Source organism: Psychrobacter sp. JCM 18903, assembly GCF_000586475.1.
Taxonomy (GTDB): domain Bacteria; phylum Pseudomonadota; class Gammaproteobacteria; order Pseudomonadales; family Moraxellaceae; genus Psychrobacter.
In genome coordinates, this window is the sequence record NZ_BAWJ01000021.1 from 1 (window position 1) to 21,419 (window position 21,419).

The window sequence follows — 21,419 nt, forward strand, 5'->3', positions numbered from 1 at the left end:
TTTTATGGTTCTAAAAACTAAAATATAAGTGACTATTTACGGTCTTCAACTTTAACGAAGTCGCGATGCGTTTCACCAGTGTATAACTGACGTGGACGACCAATTTTGAACGGTGTGCTGTGCATCTCTAACCAATGGCTGATCCAACCAGAAGTACGAGCCAATGAGAAAATAACGGTAAACATTGACGTTGGGATACCGATGGCTTTAAGGATAATGCCCGAGTAAAAATCAACGTTTGGATACAAGTTACGCTCAACGAAGAACGGGTCTTCTAAAGCAATTTTCTCAAGTGCCATGGCAAGCTCAAGCTTAGGATCATTGATGCCCAATGCGCCCAATACTTCGTCACAAGTTTCTTTCATTACTTGTGCGCGTGGATCAAAGTTTTTATAAACGCGATGACCAAAGCCCATCAGTTTCACTTCACGGCTCTTCACTTTTTCCATGAATTCAGGCACATTTTCAACTGAACCGATCTCATCTAACATCTCAAGCACGGCTTCGTTCGCGCCGCCATGTGATGGTCCCCAAAGGGCGGCGATACCAGCAGCGATACACGCATAAGGGTTAGCGCCAGTAGAACCAGCTAGACGTACAGTAGACGTTGACGCGTTTTGCTCGTGGTCAGCATGCAAAGTAAAGATTTTGTCCATGGCGCGAGTGATGACGTCATTGGTTTTATAATCAACATCAGCAGGCGTGGCAAACATCATGTATAAGAAGTTTTCAGCATAGCTAAAGTCATTGCGTGGGTACATGAACGGTTCGCCTTGCGAGTATTTATAACTCATCGCAGCAAGCGTTGGCATTTTAGCGATTAGACGGATAGCCGTGATTTCACGATGCTCTTCGTTACTGACGTCTAATGCTTCATGATAAAACGCGGATAAAGCACCAACGACACCAACCATAATGGCCATTGGATGTGCGTCACGGCGGAAGCCTTCAAAGAACTTGCGCAACTGATCATGAACACCCGTATGCTTACGGATTTTTTCAAAGAAATCTGCTTTTTGCTCAGCGTTCGGCAAGTCGCCATGAATCAAGGCATAAGCCACTTCTAAATATTCAGCATTGTTTGCCAATTGATCGATAGGGTAGCCGCGGTGTAGTAGCTCACCTTTACCGCCATCAATATAAGTAATCTTTGATTCAACAGGAGCGGTTACTTTAAAACCAGGGTCATAAGACCAAAATCCTGATTCTTGTAGAGCAGCAATATCTAGAACTGGACGCCCTAAAGTACCTTCGATAATAGGAAACTCGTATTCTTTACCATTGACGGTTAGTTTGGCATTAGTGTCAGCCATAAATTGCTCTCCATTGGTTTTAGCTTGTTAGAATAAAATTACGACAGACGCATACCCTCGGTCTATCGTTAGTCAAATCATAAAAATGCATTTAACTCATTTAATACGCAGGGTATATTAGCAGTAATTACTTATGATTTGAAAAGACTTTTACCATCAATAGCACCAATTGGCACGGTTTAGTCGTGTTTATTCACTGTAATTTTTGTATCAAAATATGTCTGATTGGTTATTTTGCTTAGAAAGCTTGTTTTTATGACAGTAAGTACAGCTACATTATCCGCATAATTTTTAAAGAATTTTACGATAATAATGTAGCAGGTTTTATTAATATTCGGGTTAAAAACAGACAGAGTATGCGTAGTAGACGAATTGAGTTTGGCGTAAATTTCCTCAAAATTGAGCAATTTTGGCAAATACGTATGACCGCTGTCTATTTATTTGTTAACCCAGCGTTTGCCTTTTACTACTTAGGGGATAAATTTGTAATTATCGCCCAGTCATTTTATAATTGTAGGAACTTAACTGGCACTCGCTTTGTGCGAATTGATAAGTGGTCATGATGTAGTGTCGTTTTTCTATTCATACTCGGTTATGGCTGAGTAGCACAAGAGCAACGACGCACTAGCGTTTTGATAGACAATATCTGTAATCCATGGTTTGAATGCTTTTGTTAACTGTTCTATTTTTAAGTCATTAGTAAAAGGGCTGTATTGATATCGATGACGGAGTAGCGCTGTCTTTATTGATATGACCAGTAAAAATAGACTAGTTAATCGATCTTACTCATGTTTATTTTCTTTGTTGTATAATAGACGGGTTGTTTTATAGACCTGTCGATTTGACGAGCGATATTAAACAGTTTATCAATACCTTGTACCCCACGATCCTTTCTTCATATTTAGCGCAAACTAAACGAAGTCAGCTAGCTCTTCCTTACTTTATTCGTCTCGTGTGTTGCTCAATGCTTAATCGACATCAGTGATATCAAGCGTTGATAGCAGATACAGGAGTATAACCGCAAAAAGGATGCCCGCTGTGAAAAGCAACCGACCTATTGATCTGCCTTTAAGCCAAGTGATTAGCGTTAATCGCTCACCGATTGCGATCGCCTCTATCTTGCATCGTATCTCTGGCATTATTTTATTTTTATTGATTCCTGTCATGCTGTGGTTACTACAGAACTCATTGGCTTCGGCTGAGAGCTTTGCAACCGTATTTGACAATGTACTTGTGCGCTTCTTAGCATGGATATTTGTTGCCGCGATTGCTTATCACTTTGTGATGGGTATTAAGCACTTATTTGCTGATATGGGCATGAACGAAGAGCTAAAATCTGGTCGCACTGCGTCTATGGTTAGTTTTGTGATTGCAGCGATTCTAATTGTCGCGTCATTTGTATGGGTGATGTTCTAATGATAAAAAATGATTCAGGAATCAAAAGTGCGACTGGTCTGACAGGTTCAGGCTCACGCGATTGGATTATCCAGCGTATTAGCGCTGTCGTTTTAGCCGTTTATAGTGTGGTATTGCTGGGCTTCTTTTTGACGCACGGCGATGTTACTTATCTTGAATGGTCATCATTTATGACCAGTTTACCTATGCGTCTATTTAGCTTGGTGGCGGTACTTGCCTAGCTGGTCATGCTTGGGTTGGTATGTGGACGGTTTTCACTGACTATATTACCACGGGCAAATTGGGCTCAAGCGCAGCAGGTCTACGCTTAGTGCTACAGTCATTGATGATTATCGCTATTTTAGTGTTTCTATTTTGGGGTATTATGATTTTTTGGGGTACTGGTTTCGGTGTGGTTGCTGTTTAACGATAGCCAATCCCTTATAATCTGGATACGGTGTCAGACTCGCCTAGTCTACTATTTGTAGTTCTGGTGACATGCCCTCCTTGTATCCATATTATATTGAACAGACTATGTATTGATAATATTTATTTATCTGCAACTTGATTTATCTATAAACAATAACGGACGCGACTAGCAAATGTCAAAGTCATCCGTTAGTAGCCAAAAATAGTCATAGCCAATCATAGCGTTGGACATCATTGACTTAGCCAGTCACTTATATAATAGGTGCGCTATGGTTTAGTCAGTGAGCGAACCCAATATAACGATAGATATGCAAATTAGGTGGTTAAAGGTTGTGAGCGTCATCCACTTTGATAATTGCAAATAGTGGCAAGACAATAAAGTGTTTTGTCCAGCAATAGGATGATTTTGAGACAGCCTTTTTATTTACTTCTAAGCATTAATAGGCATTAGGAAAACCGTAATGGCAACTAGACAAGATAATACCATTAGTAATATTAAGACGCTAAACTATGACGCAGTCATCGTTGGTGGCGGCGGCTCAGGTATGCGTGCTTCACTACATTTGGCAGAAGCAGGCATGAAAGTTGCCGTTTTGACCAAAGTATTCCCAACCCGTTCGCACACGGTTGCGGCTCAGGGCGGTATCGGCGCAAGTTTAGGCAACATGAGCAACGATAACTGGCATTTCCACTTTTATGATACCGTTAAAGGGTCAGATTGGTTGGGTGACCAAGACGCGATTGAATATATGTGCCGTGAAGCGCCTAAAGTCGTCTATGAGCTTGAGCACATGGGCATGCCGTTTGACCGTAACGAAGACGGCACAATTTATCAGCGCCCATTTGGTGGTCATACCTCAAACTATGGTGAAAAAGCCGTACAACGTGCGTGTGCTGCAGCTGACCGTACGGGTCACGCGCTATTACATACGTTATATCAGAAGAATTTGCAGCAAGGCACTGAGTTCTTTATCGAGTGGATTGCGCTTGATTTGATCAAAGACGAAGCGGGTAATATTAACGGTGTTATCGCGCTTGAGCAAGAGACAGGTACGGTTGCCGTATTCCAGTCACCGATTACTGTCCTAGCGACAGGTGGTGCAGGTCGTATCTTCGCCGCTTCTACTAACGCTTATATCAATACTGGTGACGGTATTGGCATGGCCGTTCGTGCTGGTATTCCATTACAAGACATGGAGTTTTGGCAGTTCCACCCAACAGGTGTCCACGGTGCAGGCGTACTGTTAACTGAAGGTTGCCGTGGTGAAGGCGCTATCTTACGTAATAAAGATGGCGAAGCGTTCATGGAGCGTTATGCGCCAACGGTTAAAGACTTAGCACCACGTGATTTGGTTTCTCGTTCTATGGATCAAGAAATCAAAGAAGGTCGTGGTTGTGGTCCAAATGCTGACCATATCGTGATGGATATGACGCATTTAGGTGTTGAAACCATCATGAAGCGTTTACCATCAGTATTTGAGATTGGTAAAAACTTCGCTAACGTTGATATCACCAAAGAGCCAATTCCCGTTATTCCAACCATTCACTATATGATGGGCGGTATTCCAACCACCATCCATGGTCAAGTAATCACGCCTGATCTAGAAGCGGGTACTGATGAAGACGGTCTATATGCAAAAGGCAACGTGGTTAAAGGTCTTTATGCTATCGGTGAATGTGCTTGTGTCAGTGTTCATGGTGCCAACCGCTTAGGTACGAATTCACTGCTTGATCTATTGGTATTTGGTCGTGCTGCTGGTAAGCATATCGTTGATGAATTCCATCATGCCGATCATAACTATAAGCCTCTAGATCCACGCGTGCTAGATTATACGGTCGGTCGTTTAGACAAGCTACAACAGTCGACCGAAGGCTACAATGCCCAAGATGTGGCTGACGAGATTCGTGCGACCATGCAAGCGCATGCGAGTGTGTTCCGTACGCAAGCGATGATGGACGAAGGTGTTGAGAAGATTTTAGCGCTTGGTGACAAGATTGAAAAAATCCATTTGGCTGATAAATCACAAGTATTTAACACAGCGCGCATTGAAGCATTCGAAGTGGCTAACTTGTATGAAGTGGCCAAAGCGACGATGGTATCAGCGGCAATGCGTCACGAAAGCCGCGGTGCTCATAGTGTGTCTGACTATGACCGTCCAGAAGATGATGATTACGCACCAAATGGCCGTAATGACCACGAGTGGATGAAGCATACCTTATGGTATTCTGAAGGCAATCGAATCATTTATAAGCCAGTTCGTAAAGTACCACTAACGGTTGATTATATCGAACCAAAAGTTCGCGTCTATTAATTTTAGACTGCGCAATTTAGCGATACGAACAGCGTAAACGTTTTATTTTTTATTCATTTATTAAAAGGTGACCGCCAGCTACATGCTCATGCCAGCGTGACAATATGATTAGTTTATATTTGATAATTACTGTCAATATGGGCTAATCAATAGCGCTGATATGCTGCAACCTTTGTATGCCCGCCATCACCTACGTGTGGAGTTTAGCATTATGAGCCGAGGTACTCGCACCATCGAAATCTATCGCTACGATCCTGATCTGGACGCAGCGCCGCGCATGCAACGTATACGATTGAGTTGCTAGACTCAGATCGTATGTTGCTTGACGTGTTATTACGCCTGAAAAAGGAAGACGAAACACTGACCTTCCGTCGCTCTTGCCGTGAAGGTATTTGTGGCTCTGATGGCATGAACATCAATGGCAAAAATGGTCTAGCGTGTCTCATTAACATGAACACTCTGCCAGAAAAAGTCACGGTTCGTCCATTACCAGGTCTACCTGTTGTTCGCGATTTGGTTGTTGATATGAACCAATTCTATGAGCAATATGAGAAAGTACATCCGTACTTGATTAATGACCAGCCAGCACCGCCGACAGAGCGTTTGCAATCACCTGAACAACGCGAAAAGCTAAACGGTTTGTACGAATGTATTCTATGCGCATGCTGTTCAACCAGCTGCCCATCGTTCTGGTGGAACCTGATAAATTCTTAGGTCCATCAGCACTACTGCATGCTTATCGCTTCGTAGCTGATAGCCGTGATGGTGATACGCAAGCACGTTTGGCGCGTTAGATGATCCATTTAGCCTATTCCGTTGCCGCGGTATCATGAACTGTGTATCAGTTTGTCCAAAAGGCTTAAACCCAACCAAAGCAATTGGTCATTTACGTAATATGCTCATTGACCAAGCAGGTTAATCGTTTATAATTGTCTGGTTTTTTTGCAGATAGCGTACGAAAAACACCACCTAATCATTAGGTGGTGTTTTTTATGAACAATATATCTAAAATTATTTAATTTTTTCAGTGTCAGATAGGGCTTATAGAGACGATTATTCGACATGGTTAAAGGTAAGGCTGGGCTATCAATACGTTGGTTGTATGTAAGAAGGCATGATATATACGTCAGCAATCTATATAATTGGTGTTAGAAAAAAGTATTCAGCCAGAGATATTCACCACGTTAAATGTTAGAATAGCGCATTATTTTAATAATTAGTGGTTTTGACGAACCACTATCAGTCGTTAATGTTTAACTTACTGATAAATAAGTATTCAAAACAAATAATAGACTGGAATAATACATCCAAAATGATAGTAGATATTCATTACCTAAATAGTTAGTATTGAACAAACAAACTATGGCGCAAAACGCTGTCATGCTACTCTATACAGCAACGTATGTTTGCCATAAAAGCAATGATAGCTTGGGAATAACCAGACGTTCCAGCGAGGATAGCCAAATGATAGGCCAGCTGAAGGCGTCAATAATTCATCGATCATTTATCTTTGATGAATTGGTTATGACTAACTTCAGTATATATAAATTAATGTTGTGAGACGAGTCAGATAACAAAACTGGACGTTCACAAATAATTATATTTTTAATATAGGTATTGTAATGGCACTTATTATCACTATTTAGCATAACTGTCTGTCATAAGCAAAAGCACAGACAAGCGTACTTTTCTTTTATAGTAAATAGTAATAAGTGTGGTTCATAAATCAGTACTGAACAGAATACGATTGAGTTTTTATAGTATTGAGATGTTTTACATACAACAGATTACACAATAATAAGCACGATTCCATTCATTTATCTATCAAATAGACGATTATTATGAATAGTATAACTAAAGAAGCCGCAAGCCTAGGACATACAGAACTGGCTGCTGACAACGCCAGCTATATAGAAGCTCTTTATGAGCAGTACCTAAATGACCCTGATAGCGTTGATACCGATTGGCAAACGTATTTTGAACAATACAAATCGCCAAACGATGCACAGCATAACGCTATTAAGGAACAGTTTTTGTTGCTTGCCCGCAACCAAACTGCCAACAAAGCCAGCACTCAAGCGCCTGCTGAAAATGCAGGCTTAGCTGACTGTGCTAACCCTAAACAAATGGGTGTACAGCAGCTAATTTCAGCTTACCGTCGCCGTGGTCATCGCCGCGCCAAGCTTGATCCGTTAAATCTACATCCACGTGCAGAAGTGGAAGATTTGACCCTTGCTTATCATAATCTTTCAGAAGCTGATCTTGATACAGTATTTCCTACCAATGATTTGAATATCGGTAAAGACGAAGCGCCATTACGTGAAATTATCGAAATTATGGAACGTGTTTACTGCCGTTACATTGGTACTGAATACATGCACGTTACCACCAGTACTGAAAAACGCTGGATGGAAAAGTATCTAGAAACCAACTTAGGTTACATCAAGTTTGATAAAGAAAAGCGCTTATCTATTCTTGAGCGCCTCACAGCAGCTGAAGGTCTAGAAAAATACTTAGCACGTAAATATACGGGCGTTAAGCGTTTCGGACTAGAGGGCGGCGAAAGCTTTATCCCTGCTATCAATGAAATCATCCAACGTGCAGGCGGTTATGGCACTAAAGAGATGGTCATTGGTATGGCTCACCGTGGACGCCTAAACCTACTGGTCAATATCTTAGGTAAAAACCCTGCGGACTTGTTTGACGAGTTTGATGGTAAAGTACAGCCAGAAAAAGGCTCAGGTGACGTTAAATACCATAATGGTTTTTCATCAAACGTGATGACGCCAGGCGGTGAAGCGCATTTGGCTTTAGCATTTAACCCATCACATCTTGAGATTGTCGCACCGGTATTGCAAGGCTCTGTACGTGCCCGTCAGGTGCGTCGCAACGATCAGCCACTTTTGGATAATAAAGGCGGTAATTCAGTATTGCCAATCGTTATTCATGGTGATGCTGCGTTTGCTGGTCAAGGCGTGGTTCAAGAAACGTTCCAAATGTCACAAACCCGTGCTTATACCACTGGTGGTACTGTACATATTGTGATCAATAACCAAGTCGGTTTCACGACCAGCCGTCAAGAAGACGTGCGTTCGACTGAGTACTGTACTGATGTTGCAAAAATGGTACATGCACCTATTCTACATGTGAACGGTGATGATCCTGAGTCGGTCGTATTTGCCGCGCAGTTAGCATTAGATTACCGTCACGAGTTTGATAAAGACATCATTATCGATCTGTTCTGCTATCGCCGTAATGGTCATAACGAAGCGGATGAGCCGTCAGCGACTCAGCCACTCATGTATGCAGTTATCAAGAAACTACCAACGACTCGTACGATTTATGCACAAAAACTCATCGAAGACGGTATTTTGAATGCTGAAGAAGAAAAGCAGTATGAAGATGACTATCGTGAGTCTTTAGACCGTGGTGACTATGTTGCAAACTCATTGGTTAATGAGCCTAACGAAGAGTTGTTCGTCGATTGGAAACCTTATTTAGGTCACGATTTGGTGGATGATTGGGATACCAGTGTCGACATCGAGATTCTAAAAGGGTATGGACGTCGTATGGCGGAAATGCCAGAAGGCTATAAGTTACAACGCCAAGTCCAAAAAGTGGTTGAGCAGCGCTTGGCCATGCAGACAGGCGAAGAGCCATTAAACTGGGGTGCAGCTGAAACGCTGGCATACGCATCACTAGTCGATAACGATAAAGTATTGGTACGTATTACTGGTGAAGATGTGGGTCGCGGTACTTTCTCACATCGTCATAGCGAAATCTATAATATCAATGATGGCAGTATGTATGTGCCATTGGCTCATATGAGTGACACTCAAGCCCGCTTTGCCACTTATAACTCATTGTTGTCAGAAGAAGCGGTATTAGCATTTGAATATGGTTATGCAACGACAGTACCAAATGCCTTGATCGTTTGGGAAGCGCAGTTTGGTGACTTCGTCAACGGCGCGCAGGTAGTGATTGACCAGTTTATCTCAAGTGGTGAGACGAAATGGCAGCGCGTTTGTGGTCTAACTATGTTATTACCACATGGTTTTGAAGGTCAAGGTCCTGAGCATTCATCTGCTCGTCTTGAGCGTTTCTTACAGCTATGTGCTGAAGACAATATGCAAGTAATAACGCCAACGACACCTGCACAGATCTATCATGCGCTACGTCGTCAAGCGGTTCGCCCAATTCGTAAGCCATTGATTGTCATGTCACCGAAGAGCTTACTACGTCATAAGCTAGCAACTTCAAATCTTGAAGAGCTGGCGAATGGTAAGTTTGAAACGGTACTGCCAGAGATGGATAACCAAAATGCAGACCAAGTCACTCGTATGGTGCTTTGTGGTGGTAAAGTTTATTACGACTTGCTTGAGCAGCGCCGCGCATTAGGTCTAGATCATGTCGCTATTGTTCGTATTGAGCAGCTCTACCCATTACCAGAGCAGCGTTTGATTGCTGAGATTGAAAAATATAGTAACTTGGCTGAGATTGTTTGGACGCAAGAAGAGCCGCTTAACCAAGGCGCTTGGTATTATTTAGCACCGCATATGTACCGTATCGTCGTACCACACCCAACCAAGGCGAAAGTCATGGAACCAGTGGCGCGTCCTGCGAGTGCAGCACCTGCCACAGGGTCACCGAAACTGCATGCTCAACAGCAGCAAGCGTTGATCGCTGGTGGTCTTGGTATCAGTGTCGATGAGTTGGCTAAGTAACAGATTATTGAAGATAAATGAATCAGGCGATAACAGTCAGTATGTTGTAATAAAATCTAGATAGTATTATCTAAGATCGCTATGCAAGATGGCACTGACTGCCTATCACGACTTAATAACAAATATGAATATCCCAATCTAAGGAGTATATCGATGGCTGATATCAAAGCCCCCGTTTTTCCAGAATCAGTTGCCGACGGTACTATCGTTGAGTGGCATGTCACTGAAGGTCAGCAAGTCAATCGTGATGACCTATTGGCTGAGATCGAAACTGATAAAGTCGTATTAGAAGTTGTAGCGCCTGATAACGGCGTTGTGACCAAAATCGTTAAGCAGGTTGATGATACCGTGTTGTCTGACGAGATCATTGGTCAATTCGAAGCTGGTGCAAGCGCCAGTGCAGATAATGCTCCTGCGGTAGATCCAGATCAACCAGCAGCGCCAGTACAAGCCAAGCAAGCAGCAGATGGTGGCGAGCCTGTCCAAGCAACAGATAAAAAAGACGAAGCGGACCATAAAGATCAAAGCCCAGCAGTGCGTAAAGCAGCGAAAGAGTCTGGCGTAGATCCTAAAGAAGTGGAAGGTAGTGGTCGCGGCGGCCGTGTGACCAAAACAGATATGGCTAACCCGACATTGAAAGCAGACAGCAGCATCAAATCTGATAGCGGCCGTCCAGTGGCTGAATCAATGGGTGAGCGTACTGAGAAACGTGTGCCAATGACACGTCTACGTAAGACAGTCGCCAATCGTCTGCTAGCAGCTTCACAAGAAACGGCGATGCTAACGACGTTTAACGAAGTGAACATGAAGCCATTAATGGACATGCGCGCTAAATATAAAGACCAGTTCGAAAAACGTCATGGCGTACGTTTAGGCTTTATGTCATTGTTCGTGAAAGCGGCAACCGAAGCACTTAAACGCTTCCCAGCAGTCAACGCTTCACTAGACGGTGATGACATTGTTTATCATGGTTTCTACGATATCGGTGTTGCTGTATCATCTGATCGTGGTTTGGTTGTTCCAGTACTACGTGATACCGATCGCATGAGCATGGCTGATGTTGAAAGCCGTATCCGTGAGCTTGGTGGCTTGGCTCAAAAAGGTAAACTTGGTCTAGATGACATGACTGGTGGTACTTTCACTATTTCAAATGGCGGTGTATTTGGCTCATTGATGTCAACACCTATTTTGAACCCACCACAAACAGCTATCCTAGGTATGCATGCGATCAACGACCGCCCAATGGCTGTTGATGGTAAAGTTGAAATTCTACCGATGATGTATCTTGCATTGTCTTATGACCATCGTATGATTGATGGTAAAGAAGCGGTACAGTTCTTAGTAACCATCAAAGAATTGGTTGAAGATCCAGCCATGTTGCTCCTAGACCTGTAAGCTTTTAAGCTTGTATTGGCAACCGCTGATACAAGCTTTTTAACTTTAGTCTAAACAGTGGTGCTCGCTGTTTATTAATAAATAAGAATGTTTCGCTGATGTGGTGTATTTACCGTAAAGTGAAAAAATTTGAACCAAAATATGGCTTATTTATTAACGAGACAATCCTCAGTTTAAACGATATTTACAATTAGAACGATAATTAGAAATAGGAACGTACTATGAAAGACAATTATGATTTAGTCGTCATCGGCGGCGGTCCTGGTGGTTATGAAGCCGCTATCCGTGCAGGTCAGTTAGGTATGAGCGTTGCTTGTATCGAAAAGCGCGTTTATAAAGGTGAGCCAGCACTTGGCGGCACTTGCTTAAACGTTGGTTGCATTCCATCAAAAGCACTACTTGATAGCTCGCATCGTTACGAAGCGACGAAGCATGACCTTGCTGAACATGGTATCAGCACTGGTGACGTTGCTATTGATATTGAGCAAATGATTGCACGTAAAGAAGGTATCGTTAAGCAATTGACGGGCGGCGTTGCTGCACTATTAAAAGGCAATGGCGTTGACTGGCTGCAAGGCTGGGGCACGTTAGAAGATGGCAAGGGCGCTGATAAAAAAGTTAAATTTACCGCGCTTGCAGATGAAGTAGAAACGACCATCACTGCTAAAAACGTGATTCTTGCGGCAGGTTCTGTGCCGATCGATATCCCAGTTGCTAAACTGATGGCGATCGCATCGTTGACTCTACTGGCGCCCTTGACTTCACTGCTGTACCTAACGTTTAGGCGTTATTGGTGCTGGTGTCATCGGTCTTGAGCTTGGTTCAGTATGGCGTCGTCTAGGCGCTGAAGTGGTTGTTTATGAAGCGTTGCCAAGTTTCTTAGCAGCTGCTGACAAAGACATCTCAAAAGAAGCTGGCAAAATGCTGAAGAAGCAAGGTCTTGATATTCGTGTTGATACCAAAGTAACCAATGCTGAAGTCAAAGGCGATCAAGTTGTTGTCACGAGCGAAACCAAAGGCGAGTCATCTGAAGAAAGCTTCGACAAACTGATCGTTTGTGTTGGTCGCCGTGCTTATTCTGAAAAATTACTTGGCGATGACAGTGGCATTCAATTGACTGAACGTGGTCTTATCGACGTGAATGATCAATGTAAAACCAATCTTGATGGTGTTTATGCCATCGGTGATTTGGTTCGTGGTCCAATGCTTGCGCATAAAGCGATGGAAGAAGGCATGATGGCCGTTGAGCGCATTCATGGCGAAAAAGCCCAAGTTAATTATGACACGATCATTAACGTCATCTATACCCATCCAGAAATCGCATGGGTTGGTTTGACTGAGCAAGAAGCTGAAGCCGCTGGCTACGAAGTTAAAACAGGTTCATTCAACCTAGCAGCGAACGGCCGTGCATTGGCTCAAAGCGAAGCAGAAGGCTCTATCAAAGTCGTGGCTGATGCTAAAACAGATCGCCTATTAGGTATGCATGCTATCTCTGCTGGTGCTGGTGATATCGTCCATCAAGGTATGATTGCGATGGAATTTGTCTCTAGTATCGAAGATTTGCAGTTGATGACCTTTGCTCATCCAACCATTTCAGAAGCCGTGCATGAAGCTGCTCTGTCTGCTGATGGCCGTGCTATTCATGCCATTCAGCGTAAAAAGCGTAAGAAATAAGTCGTTATTTTGATCAGTACCAACTTATAACCTGATCGCGGTGGGGTTGTTATGGCTTCCACCACGGTCATGAGTGCGCCATATGCTTGTCTAATATGTATATACGCGCACTTGTTTTCACTTTTTATTAATTGTAAAAAATAAAGGATACAATCAATGAATTTACATGAGTATCAAGCAAAAGAGCTATTAAAAAGCTATGGTTTGCCGATTCAAGAAGGCATTATTGCCTATAACGGCGACGAAGCTGCTGCTGCTTTTGATAAAACGCCAACAGACATTGCGGTAATCAAAGCGCAAGTACATGCTGGTGGTCGCGGTAAAGCGGGTGGCGTAAAGCTGGTTAAAACTCGTGAAGAAGCCAAGCAAGTTGCTGAAGAGCTAATTGGTACCAATTTGGTTACTTTCCAAACTGACGCTGATGGCCAACCAGTTAACTTCGTATTGGTTGCAGAAGATATGTATCCAGTACAAACTGAGCTATATCTTGGTGCAGTCGTTGATCGTTCTACGCGTCGCGTAACGTTCATGGCATCAACCGAAGGCGGCGTTGATATCGAAGAAGTCGCAAATGAGACACCAGAAAAAATCTTTAAAGTAAACGTTGATCCTTTAGTTGGTTTGATGCCCTTCCAAGCACGTGATGTGGCATTCAAACTAGGTTTAGAAGGCAAGCAAATCAATCAATTCGTTAAATTGATGACGGGTGCTTATCAAGCATTTATCGATAACGATTTTGCCTTGTTAGAAATCAACCATTAGCCGTTCGTGAAAATGGCGAAATCGTTTGTGTTGATGGCAAAATTGGTATCGATTCAAACGCATTGTATCGTCTGCCTAAAATCGCAGCACTACAAGACAAGTCACAAGAAAATGAGCGTGAGCTTAAAGCGGCTGAGTTTGACCTAAACTATGTTGCGCTAGAAGGCAATATCGGTTGTATGGTTAACGGTGCTGGTCTTGCAATGGCAACGATGGACATCATCAAATTGTATGGCGGCAAGCCTGCTAACTTCTTGGACGTTGGCGGCGGCGCAACTAAAGATCGCGTTGTTGAAGCATTCAAGATTATCCTTGAAGACAGCAGCGTTGAAGGCGTTCTAATCAACATCTTCGGTGGTATCGTACGTTGTGACATGATTGCAGAAGCGATTATCGCTGCTATCAAAGAAGTTGACGTAAAAGTACCTGTTGTTGTCCGTCTAGAGGGTAACAATGCTGAAAAAGGCGCGCAAATCCTAGAAGAGTCTGGTCTGAAATTGATTTCTGCCCAAGGCCTATCAGATGCGGCTCAAAAAATTGTCGATGCTGTTAAAGCTTAATATATTTGAGGCATAATCCTCTAAATATACGTGCTTAAGCATAGTAGTCAACGCGTAATAGCAGCTTGTTGGTATAAATTTATCATTAACATTTAATGGATAACACATCATCAAGTGGCTATTGCAAGACAACCGAATACAAGGAATAAATAATGAGTGTATTAATCGATAAAGATACCAAAGTATTGGTACAAGGTTTTACTGGTAAAAATGGTACGTTTCACTCTGAACAAGCGATTGAGTACGGTACTAAAGTCGTCGGTGGCGTAACGCCAGGTAAAGGCGGTCAAACGCATTTAGGCCTACCAGTATTCAACACGATGGCAGAAGCTATGGAAGCCACCCAAGCTGACGCTTCTGTTATCTATGTCCCAGCACCATTCGTACTAGATTCTATCGTTGAAGCGGTAGATGCTGGTGTTAAATTGATTATCGTTATTACTGAAGGCGTGCCTACTTTAGACATGCTAAAAGCAAAACGTTATATCGAAGAAGCTGAAGGCGTACGCATGGTTGGTCCTAACTGCCCAGGTGTTATCACGCCAGGTCAGTGCAAAATTGGTATCATGCCAGGTCATATCCATCTGCCAGGTAAAGTGGGTATCATCTCACGCTCTGGTACATTGACTTATGAAGCCGTTGCTCAGACCACTAAGCTTGGTTTTGGTCAGTCAACTTGTATCGGTATCGGTGGTGATCCTATCCCTGGTATGAACCAAATTGACGCATTGAAACTGTTCCAAGAAGATCCACAAACTGAAGCGATCATCTTAATCGGTGAGATTGGTGGTACTGCTGAAGAAGAAGCAGCCGCTTATATTAAAGACCATGTGACTAAGCCAGTCGTTGGTTATATTGCTGGTGTTACCGCTCCAGAAGGCAAGCGTATGGGTCATGCCGGCGCTATCATCTCTGGCGGTCAAGGTACTGCTGAAGAGAAATTCAAAGCGTTTGAAGATGCTGGTATCGCGTATACGCGTGACCCATCTAAGCTTGGTGAGAAGTTAAAAGAAGTTACTGGTTGGTAAGATAGGCATAAGTCTACAGTTTAACTACCAAAACTGCATTGCAAAGAAACAAAGACACCCCTACAATGGGGTGTCTTTTTTTGTCTCGAAAATAAATTTATGAAAAACAAAATACTAGTTACGGGCGGTGCGGGCTATATTGGCACACACACCTGTATCGCACTGCATGAAGCTGGCTATGAGATTGTAGTTTACGACAATCTATCTAATAGTAGTCGTGAAGCCATCAATCGTGTCTCGGCTCTCATTGGTCAGCCTATTGAGTTTATCGAAGGCGATATTCGCGATGCTGAATCACTTAGACAAGTATTTTTATCTCATCAGTTCTTCGGTGTCATTCATTTTGCAGGATTAAAGGCCGTTGGTGAATCTGTTGCCAAGCCACTGCTATACTACAATAACAACGTCAGTGGCACCATTACTTTATTAGAGATTATGGCTAAATTTAATGTCAAAAACCTCGTTTTTTCTTCATCTGCCACTGTCTATGGTGATCCCGAATCGCTGCCTATTGACGAGAATTCACCGCGTTCTTGTACCAATCCTTATGGACAAAGTAAACTGACGGTCGAGCATATCTTAGAAGACCTTGCTGTATCGGATTACAGTTGGAACCTGATACCTCTTAGATACTTTAATCCAGTAGGGGCGCATCCATCAGGCAGATTGGCGAAGACCCTAATGATATCCCAAATAATTTGATGCCTTATATCTCACAAGTCGCTGTTGGTAAGCTTGAAACACTTAATATTTTTGGTAATGACTATCCTACAATAGATGGGACAGGTGTACGTGACTTTATCCATGTCACTGACTTAGCAGCAGGTCATGTCGCTGCGTTAAATTATTTAGAGCGACAAGTGGTACCAGTAGGATTTTTACCCATTAATTTAGGCACTGGTAAAGGTACTTCTGTCTTAGAGTTAGTAACAGCATTTTCTAACGTTTCTGGACAATCAATTCCTTATCAATTTGCAGAACGCCGCGCAGGTGACATAGCAAGCTGCTATGCCAGTGCTGATAAAGCGAAAAACCTGTTAGAGTGGCAAGCAAAATTATCAATTACTGAGATGTGCCAAGATAGCTGGCGTTGGCAAAGTATGAATCCGAATGGTTATAAGTAAATATCTTTATTCTATCTATTAATCTACCATTTTATTATTTAAAAGAGACAATCATATGAGTATTATCATTCAAACTGGACACCGTTCTTCTAACTCCAAGCTATTAATGCAAAAACTATATAATAGAGGGTTGAGTGAGCCTCTACATAGCTATACTCATCAATTAACTTCCCAGCAGATTGCAGATACTATTTTTAAAGTAATATCACGAAATAGTACAGCTGTTACGAATAATAAATTGATTGATAATGTCATGACTGACTTTTTACTGTCTAATTTAGATTTCGAAAATTGGGGTTGGGAGTCTGAAAAAAATCTAATGGCGTTAGAGTATTGGCAAGAAACAGCATCTGATGTAATATTTATTCTTGTATTTGACCATCCAAGTAATCTACTAAATCAAATTTCAAGTCAAGCAATGACAGTAGACTTACTTAATCAAATTATGAGTGATTGGGTGAGTTATCATCAGAATATGTTAGATTTCCTAGAAAATAATCAAAATAAAGCGTTATTGATAGAAGGAAAGTGTGCTATCGATAGCATCAGTAAACTAAGCGAAAAACTGAAAACGATTGCTAATACCTTGCAACTTAAGAGTAGCTGGCAAGTATCAAATCAGATTGAGGATAACAGTAAGCACAGTCTAGATCATCAGTCTAATATAGTAAAAGATCATGTTTTTGAGGAGGTATTGAGTCAATATCCAGAGGTAATTAGACTATTTAATGCTTTATTAGATAAAGCAGCCATTAAGGATAGTAATTCAATTTATAAGCTTAAAAAAACCAATATAAATAGTTTAGTTAGTTTACTAAACCATTTGCAGGAATCTGATTTAGCTGAAAAATATCATGAACAACAGGTTGATAATAGTTTTTTAAAAGAAACATTAGATGAAGTAAATAAAGATAAGAAAGAAATAGAAAAAAAATATATTGAGATTAAGAATATTTTAGATAGGCGTACATCCGAGAAAAAAATTGATACCAATAAATGTACTAATGAGCTTGAAGTAACTAACCAGTTATTAATGGAGCAGTTACAATTAGCGCAAGAGAAAATTGAGGAGTATTATTTAAATTTAGGTAATACTAAGGAAAGTATAGTAAGTAATAGTAACAAAATTTATCCGAAGGGTGCTGCAGAAGCTCTTAAAAAAGAATTACCATATATACTTGGTTCTACAATAATAACACACTCTAAATCGGTTAAAGGTATTGTAAAGCTGCCAGCTTCTTTATTACATGAGCATAAGAACTTCAAGTCTAATAAAAGTATACCTTCAAGTATAGAAATGTATGCTGATTCAGTTGAGGCAGAGAAAGTTAAGAGACATCTATCTTATAAAATAGGTAAGGTTTTTGTTGAAAGCTTTGATTCACCAATAAATTTCATAATACTTCCTTTTAAAATGATTAAAGAAGTGAAAAATTTTAAGAAAAAATAATTTTATTAGGGATGTTTTATGAGTAATTTAAAAGAAGTAAATAGTTTAATAAGAAGTAATAAAAAAATTGAAGTCATGAGCTTATTAGAGAGCTTAATTGAAAGTAATCCTGATTTCAAAGATTATTATATTAGTTACTTACTTTGTTTTAATAGTCTTCCAAATTATCTAGGAAAAATTGCGTCTGATTCTTTAATAAAGTCAGATTTAGATGAGGTTTTAGATTTACAGGTAAAATTAGATGAAATTATATTAAAAAAATGGAATAATGTTAAATTTACCTTTTGTATTTCAGTAAAAAACAGATCTTGTGTTAATGTAAGTTGGGATGGGGTTACTAAAAATAAAACTTTTGTTACTTCCTATAAAAAAAATCCTATGAACTTCCAGTTAGATCTTTTAAAGAACTTTGTTAAAAGTATCGTCGATTCGAAAATTAATGGTATATGCTTGGAAATAATTATTGTTGATTTTAATTCAGATGATCATCCTCCGGAAGATTGGATAAACGAAATTGTAGGGGTTAGAGAAGGAATTGAAGCAAAAGTAATTAAGAGTGATGAACCTTTTAGTAGAGGTAGAGGTTTAAATATAGCAGCAGAGAAGGCGACTGGAGATATATTATTTTTTACAGACGCTGATATGCTTATTTCTAAAGAATTTTTGATTCAGAGTTTGCAGTATGCTTATGACAAGCAAAAACCATTCTTCCCTATTTGTTATTCATACTACACTCCTTATAATAAAGAAGGTTGGATAAGAGATGAAGGGTGGGGCAATCTTGTTATACCTAAAGTGATTTCAGAGAAAATTAGCTGGTGGGAGAAAAGATCGTGGGGTTCAGAAGATAATCATATGAAAGATCAGCTTGGAGATAGCTTTATTAGGGCTCAAGCTGCTGGCTTATATCATCAATGGCATCCAGAAGACGATTTTAAAACAAAGTACTACTCTAGTGAAAAAAATAAATTTGAAGTTGTTTTGGCTGTTACTACTTATAATAGGCTAGACTATCTTGAGGTTTTTATAAAACTTGGTTGTCAACTAGAAATCCATACTATAAATGGCATCTCATAATAAATGATGATGGCTCTACAGATGGGACTATTGAGTATCTTAAAAATATTAATATTGTTGGTACTGAGATTCATATTATTTATAATAATAGGAAAGGAGTACATGAAGGTACTAATGCTATATTAGATCGAATAAATAAAATAAAACCAGATTATGTTTTTAAATGTGATGATGATGTCATCTTTGTTAAAAAAGGCTGGGATAACGCATATATAGATGGAATGAATGAGTTTGGATTTTTATGTAATTACCAAACTAAATGGAGAGACGCCAAGGTGAAAAGCACTACAGATAAGTGTATATCTTATTCTAGTGCTTATTATTCACAAGGTGCTTTCCTAGCGTTCAACATGGATGTAGTCAATAAGATAGGTTGGTTTGATACTAAGAGTTTTGGTTTTAAGGGATATGGGCATATTGATTTTGCAGTTAGGGCATGTAGAGCGGGTTTCAATAACATAAACACCTTGTATGATATTAAGAACTCACCTAGCTTTATTACTCTTCAGTTTGATGACTATAAACCAGCGTTAGATAGTGAGCGAATAGTTAACGAGTTTAAAGTCGACTTAAGTGAGGATTCAAAAGAAAGCTTTAAAGACTTTATTTTGAAGGATAGATCTAATCTATCATATATTCCTAGAAGTTCTATATTTGAATATAAGAAAAGTGAATTAAAGCCTAAATTACATATGATTATACATAATAATCATATAGGAGGAGCTGAATATGTTCATTTTAATCATGCTTATGCTTTAAGAACAATAGGTTTTGATATTGTTATTTGGTCTGTAGGTAGTGGCTACTATTTGGATAAATATTTAAGTAACAACTTTGAAACGCATTATGTACCCAATTTCTTTGAAGAAAAAGACGAATTTAATAATTTTGCAAATGAAGTAGAAGATGGCAATTATATTTATAATTGTAATGCTTATAATGATAAGCTCTTTGAAAAGATGTCTTATAATAAACACTTTTATTATCTTACAATTATGCATTCGGATGTAGAATGGATTATAAAATATCAAAAAGAATTCCGTTTTTTCACTCATCGTTACATTGCTATTCATAATTATATCAAAGAAGACTTGGTCAATGCAGGTGTTTCAACTGATAAAGTTAATATTGTAAATAACACCTTGAATCATGATTTTTCGTTTGAATACTATGAAAATATAAATTTAGAACTTAGAAGAAAATTAAAAATTCCAAAAGATGCATTAGTTGTATCATACATTGGGAGAGTAGCTAAAGATAAAAACTTGCTTAATATAGTTGATCTTGCAGAAACTGTTACTAAACAGAGAAAAGATATATATTTTATAATAGTAGGTGGTAAGTCAGATAGGGTGGAAGACTCTAACTATTTTAAATTATTTGAACAGAAGTTATTAACTCTTCAAGATAATAAAAAGATTATTTATCTTGGAGAGTTATTAGGCAAAGAGTTAGAAGATTTTTACAATGTCATAGATGTAGCAGTGAACTTATCACCATCAGAAGGCTTGCCCATCACTATGTTGGAGCAATTAGGAAAAGGAATTTATTGCATTTATCCTCAGTTCCCCGCTATCAATATTACTTTAAAGGAATTTAATTCAAAATTGATTCCCATAAAACAAAGAAAGGATATGAAAAATTTAGAATATTCTGAAACAGAAATCAATTTATATGCACAGCATATTCTAAGTCTTAATAGAGAATGTATTTCTAATTTTAGAAATGAGAATATAAAATTGGCAAAAAATAAATTTAGTTCTGCTAATCTGGCTAGGCAGCTTAACAAGAGTATTTTAGGATTAGGTTACAAAAATTAATGTGAGAAGATCTAGCAGTACACTATACTTCTTCATAGTGTGTTGCTAGATCTTATTGTTTTTTTATTATGCATTAGATAACTATTTATCATGAGGTGATATAGTTATAAACAAAATATAAGATATATCATTAATCTGAAGAAAAACAGTCATAAAATTTTTAGAGTCTATATTAAACCTCTTGCAAAAGTCATAGATTAAGCTTGAAATTTACTAATCCTACGAACAGTTTCATTCTTAACTCATAACGTTGACGTCGATTGCGATAGCGCTGAGCGACGATCTTAAACAACTTAATCAGACCTATTTGCCACTGTATGATTATCTGAGCTTTTAAGGTATATTGTTTCTTTTTT

Annotated in this window: 9 protein-coding genes and 5 pseudogenes; 13 read left to right on the forward strand and 1 reads right to left on the reverse strand. The window is 39.8% G+C overall.

Going from position 1 to position 21,419, the window contains the following annotated elements:
• Nucleotides 1-32: 32 nt before the first annotated feature.
• Nucleotides 33-1,313 carry a citrate synthase gene (gene gltA, locus TT12_RS12665; protein WP_045455400.1) on the reverse strand — a complete coding sequence of 427 codons (1,281 nt, stop codon included), beginning with the start codon at nucleotides 1,311-1,313 and terminating at the stop codon, nucleotides 33-35.
• Between the two features lie 1,029 nt (nucleotides 1,314-2,342).
• Here gltA and sdhC point away from each other — a divergent pair.
• The 13 genes and pseudogenes from sdhC to TT12_RS12730 all read left to right on the forward strand — a co-directional run bounded on the left by sdhC (nucleotide 2,343) and on the right by TT12_RS12730 (nucleotide 21,063).
• Nucleotides 2,343-2,729, forward strand: coding sequence for a succinate dehydrogenase, cytochrome b556 subunit (gene sdhC / locus TT12_RS12670; RefSeq protein WP_201501781.1), 387 nt, complete (start codon nucleotides 2,343-2,345; stop codon nucleotides 2,727-2,729).
• Nucleotides 2,730-2,749: 20 nt separating this feature from the next.
• Nucleotides 2,750-3,135: pseudogene (gene sdhD / locus TT12_RS12675) on the forward strand (succinate dehydrogenase, hydrophobic membrane anchor protein).
• A gap of 463 nt (nucleotides 3,136-3,598) precedes the next feature.
• Nucleotides 3,599-5,449, forward strand: a complete 1,851-nt coding sequence (gene sdhA, locus TT12_RS12680; protein WP_045443095.1) for a succinate dehydrogenase flavoprotein subunit — start codon at nucleotides 3,599-3,601, stop codon at nucleotides 5,447-5,449.
• A 211-nt stretch (nucleotides 5,450-5,660) separates the two neighbouring features.
• Nucleotides 5,661-6,368, forward strand: a pseudogene (locus TT12_RS12685) (succinate dehydrogenase iron-sulfur subunit).
• 922 nt (nucleotides 6,369-7,290) lie between these two features.
• Nucleotides 7,291-10,173 (forward strand): 2-oxoglutarate dehydrogenase E1 component, encoded by a 2,883-nt coding sequence (locus TT12_RS12690; RefSeq protein ID WP_045455407.1) that lies wholly within the window; start codon nucleotides 7,291-7,293, stop codon nucleotides 10,171-10,173.
• 153 nt (nucleotides 10,174-10,326) lie between these two features.
• A complete protein-coding gene (gene odhB / locus TT12_RS12695; protein WP_045443097.1) occupies nucleotides 10,327-11,568 on the forward strand; it encodes a 2-oxoglutarate dehydrogenase complex dihydrolipoyllysine-residue succinyltransferase in 1,242 nt (413 codons plus the stop codon).
• Between the two features lie 221 nt (nucleotides 11,569-11,789).
• Nucleotides 11,790-13,242, forward strand: a pseudogene (gene lpdA / locus TT12_RS12700) (dihydrolipoyl dehydrogenase).
• Between the two features lie 156 nt (nucleotides 13,243-13,398).
• A pseudogene (gene sucC / locus TT12_RS12705) lies at nucleotides 13,399-14,564 on the forward strand (ADP-forming succinate--CoA ligase subunit beta).
• 152 nt (nucleotides 14,565-14,716) lie between these two features.
• A complete protein-coding gene (sucD, locus tag TT12_RS12710; protein WP_045455414.1) occupies nucleotides 14,717-15,592 on the forward strand; it encodes a succinate--CoA ligase subunit alpha in 876 nt (291 codons plus the stop codon).
• A 99-nt stretch (nucleotides 15,593-15,691) separates the two neighbouring features.
• A pseudogene (gene galE, locus TT12_RS12715) lies at nucleotides 15,692-16,716 on the forward strand (UDP-glucose 4-epimerase GalE).
• A 55-nt stretch (nucleotides 16,717-16,771) separates the two neighbouring features.
• Nucleotides 16,772-18,166: a DUF8374 domain-containing protein gene (locus TT12_RS12720; RefSeq protein WP_060490207.1), complete on the forward strand. Its 1,395-nt coding sequence runs from the start codon at nucleotides 16,772-16,774 to the stop codon at nucleotides 18,164-18,166.
• Between the two features lie 18 nt (nucleotides 18,167-18,184).
• The gene (locus tag TT12_RS12725; RefSeq protein ID WP_045455419.1) at nucleotides 18,185-19,243 is read left to right on the forward strand and encodes a glycosyltransferase family 2 protein; all 1,059 of its coding nucleotides are present in this window, start codon (nucleotides 18,185-18,187) and stop codon (nucleotides 19,241-19,243) included.
• The gene (locus TT12_RS12730) at nucleotides 19,204-21,063 is read left to right on the forward strand and encodes a glycosyltransferase (protein ID WP_045455423.1); all 1,860 of its coding nucleotides are present in this window, start codon (nucleotides 19,204-19,206) and stop codon (nucleotides 21,061-21,063) included. The genes TT12_RS12725 and TT12_RS12730 overlap by 40 nt, the downstream gene beginning before the upstream one ends.
• Nucleotides 21,064-21,419: the final 356 nt, after the last annotated feature.

Bases quoted from the DNA above. Each gene is read 5' to 3' on its own strand.
- TT12_RS12725 (WP_045455419.1), top strand. From the start codon at position 18,185: ATGAGTAATTTAAAAGAAGTAAATAGTTTAATAAGAAGTAATAAAAAA.
- sdhA (WP_045443095.1), top strand. From the start codon at position 3,599: ATGGCAACTAGACAAGATAATACCATTAGTAATATTAAGACGCTAAAC.
- TT12_RS12720 (WP_060490207.1), top strand. From the start codon at position 16,772: ATGAGTATTATCATTCAAACTGGACACCGTTCTTCTAACTCCAAGCTA.
- sucD (WP_045455414.1), top strand. From the start codon at position 14,717: ATGAGTGTATTAATCGATAAAGATACCAAAGTATTGGTACAAGGTTTT.
- TT12_RS12690 (WP_045455407.1), top strand. From the start codon at position 7,291: ATGAATAGTATAACTAAAGAAGCCGCAAGCCTAGGACATACAGAACTG.
- sdhC (WP_201501781.1), top strand. From the start codon at position 2,343: ATGCCCGCTGTGAAAAGCAACCGACCTATTGATCTGCCTTTAAGCCAA.
- gltA (WP_045455400.1), bottom strand. From the start codon at position 1,313: ATGGCTGACACTAATGCCAAACTAACCGTCAATGGTAAAGAATACGAG.
- odhB (WP_045443097.1), top strand. From the start codon at position 10,327: ATGGCTGATATCAAAGCCCCCGTTTTTCCAGAATCAGTTGCCGACGGT.